This window comes from Emticicia aquatica, assembly GCF_923079645.1.
GTDB classification, from domain to species: domain Bacteria; phylum Bacteroidota; class Bacteroidia; order Cytophagales; family Spirosomataceae; genus Emticicia; species Emticicia aquatica.
On record NZ_CAKLPY010000014.1, the window covers coordinates 1 to 3,474 of the forward strand.

At 38.7% G+C, this 3,474-nt stretch carries 1 protein-coding gene; it reads right to left on the reverse strand.

Translation table 11 applies throughout. From position 1 onward, the window contains the following. Positions 1 to 3,474 (reverse strand): beta strand repeat-containing protein (locus MJQ71_RS20765; RefSeq protein ID WP_374759626.1); only part of this gene is annotated, 3,474 nt, incomplete at both ends.

Sequence of the window (3,474 nt, forward strand, 5' to 3'; positions counted from 1 at the left end):
TTACTGTTGCGGTCGCTGTACAAGCATTTGCATCGGTTACCGTTACGGTATAAGTGCCTGCTACTAAATTATTCGCTGTTGCTGACGTGCCACCACTTGGACTCCATGCATAACTGTAAGCTGTTGTACCACCATTCGCTGTCACCGTTGCACTGCCATCATTGCCGCCATAACATTTTACATTTACACCTACCGCACTCGCTGTTAAACGGCTTGGTTGCGTAATCGTTACCGTTGCGGTCGCTGTACAGGCATTTGCATCCGTTACTGTTACGGTATAAGTTCCTGCTGTTAAATTGTTCGCTGTTGCACCTGTGCCACCACTTGGACTCCATGCATAACTGTAAGCTGTTGTCCCACCATTCGCTGTCACCGTTGCACTGCCATCATTGCCGCCATAACATTTTACATTTACACCTACTGCACTCGCTGTTAATTTCGTCGGTTGAGTAATCGTTACTGTTGCGGTCGCATAACATCCTCTTGAATCAGTCACTGTTACTGAATATGTACCAACCGTAAAGTTGTTTACAGTTGCAGTGGTAGCTCCATTACTCCATAAATAAGTATAAGGAGTTTGACCACCAGAAGCTGCTACTGTAGCCCTTCCGTTGTTTCCACCATAACAAGAAACAGGAATTACTGTATTTGGATTAATCGCAAGTTTAACTTGACAAATATCAATATTTGCATAATCATGGTCATCTTCATCACCTCCACTTTTACCATTCTCATTGGTAATGTCATCCTTCATTTGAGGACTTACTTCACCTGTTTGATTTCCATTATTTGCATCTGGTGTGCTGTCAATATCATCAACAGAATTTCCATTTTGGTCTTTAGCAGAAGAAATTTCAGCAGTATTTACCAAAAGAGTACCAGTATAATCAGCATTTACTCTTAAAGTTATTTCGACAGTTGTACTTGAATTAGCAGCCAAATTGGCAATTGAACTATTCAAAGTTGCTCCTCCACTTGTAGCAGTCCAACTCGCATCATTCAACGTCATTCCTGTCGGAATATAATCTATAACTTGAATATTTTTAGCAGCTACTGTACCTTGATTAAAGATTGAAATAGTAAATTTCACATTACTTCCTGGCATAATAGCAAGTGATTGACCTGTTGAAATTGTTTTCTTCAAAGCCAAGTCAAATTTCTCTACATTGATAGTTTCAATATCATGGTCATCTTCATCACCACCACTCTTACCATTCTCGTTTATAACATCATTTTTAACTGTCCCATCATTTGTGTTATCTGAATCTGGGGTACTATCAATATCTGTTACGCTTGAACCATTATTATCTTTTGCACTGCTGATTTCTGAATAATTATTCAAACTACCACTTACACCAGCATTAACAGTGAACGTAATACTTACAACTGCACTTTCTCCTGCTACTATTGCTGGTATAGCTGTGTTTAATGTTGCCTTTCCACTTGCAGCAGTCCAGTTTGCATCGTTCAACGTTAAGCCTGTTGGAATATAATCTACTATTGCTATATCTTTCGCACCAATTGTCCCTTGATTATAAACCGTAATATCAAACTTCACATCTCTTCCTGCAACTATTGGTTGTTGTGTGCTGCTATTTAATGTTTTTTTCAACGCTAAGTCAAACTTCTCAACTGATACGCTTGCTGGATCTTCATCATCTTCATCAGTTGCCGCAATGCCATCGCCAATTGCTCCTGTACCATTTCCATTAATATAATCATCGGCTGGACTATCTACTTGTCCACCTTTATCGTTACCTAAAATTCCATCAGGCGTACTATCTTTATCATTTAAACTTAACGCATTTGATGCCGACGAAACCTCTGCTCTATTTACTAAAACCTGACCTTGGTAAGTCACAACGTTGTTAGCTCTTAGAATAATTGTTTTCTTAACACTTGTATTGTAAGGTGCTAAAGAGGCAATCGGGATTTTTAAAGTAGCAACACTTCCAGAGACATTCCAGTTAGTTTCTATTGGACTTAAAGTCATTCCCGCAGGAATATAATCGCTCACCTGAATATTTGTCGCTGTAATTGTACCTTGGTTAATTACTTCAATTTCATAAGTTACATCATAGCCTGGAATAACCGTCGCTGCTGAAGTACGCACTTTCTTTAATGCTAAATCGAATGTTTGAGTAATATTCAATAAAGCTGGGTCTTCATCATCTTCATCAGTTGCAGCCACACCATCACCAATTACACCTGTGCCATTTCCATCTACGTAATCATCCGCTGGACTACTTACGAGGCCACCTTTATCGTCACCCAATATTGCGTTTGGATTACTATCAATATCTGAAAGTCCTCTAGCATTTGAAGCAGAACTAATCTCTGCTCTGTTTACTACTGATGCTCCTTCAAAATTATTATTAATTGTAAATGTTATGTCTTTCGTAACTGTTATAGTTGGAGCAAGGCTTGCAATGACAGTATTTAAAGTTGCCTTTCCACTTGCAGCAGTCCAGTTTGCATCGTTCAACGTTAAGCCTGTTGGAATATAATCCGTTACTTGAATATTCGTTGCCGTTACTGTTCCTTGATTTATGACAGAAATAGTAAATGTCACATTATCTCCTGGCTTGTATGTACCTGCAGTTTTTAAAACTTTTTTGAGAGCTAAATCGAATGAACAATCTTGCGGTGTTAGTGTCACAGTGGTTGTAGCGATACATCCATTTTTATCAGTAACCACTACACTGTATGTTCCTTCTGCTTTAGCAGTTAAGTCTTGTGTTGTAGCACCATTCGACCATAAATAAGTATATGGTGTAGTTCCACCAGAAACTGAAAGGTCAATTGAACCATCTGATTTTTCACATTTAGGGTCAATTTTTGTTTTTGTCAACTGCAACGTTGCTGGTTGGGTAAGAGAAGTTGTAGCAGTTGCGATACATCCTTTTGTATCCTTAACTGTTATTGTATATGTGATATTTGGGTCTAAACCTGTGAATGTATTCGATGCAGCGGCTGTTGTTGTAAATGAACCGCCGTTTATATTGAATGTATATTGAGCAGTTCCACCATTTCCTTCTGCTAAAATTTTACCATCTTTTGCACCATAACAAGAAATATTTGTTGGTGTTAAAGAAACAGTTGGATTTGGATTTACTGTTACTATTACTTCGTCAGAAGCCGTACAACCATTGTTTGAGCTAGTCGTACAAACTACTGAATATGTAACTGTAATTGGTGAAATTCCTGTGTTTATTGGTGTGATTGTTACTGTTGATGTTGTCGCATTATTGGCTGTTGAACTCCACAATAATGTACCACCTGCACAGCCAGTTGCTGTCAAAGTTGTAGATGCTCCGCTACACAATTGGAAGTCGATTGGTAAACTTACTGTCGGTTTCGCGGTTACAGTTACTACTCCTGTCGAGGTCGCCGTACAATTATTACTATTTGTACATGTCGCTACATAACTATATGAACCTGTCGATAATGGACTAACAGTTATTGTGGTTCCTG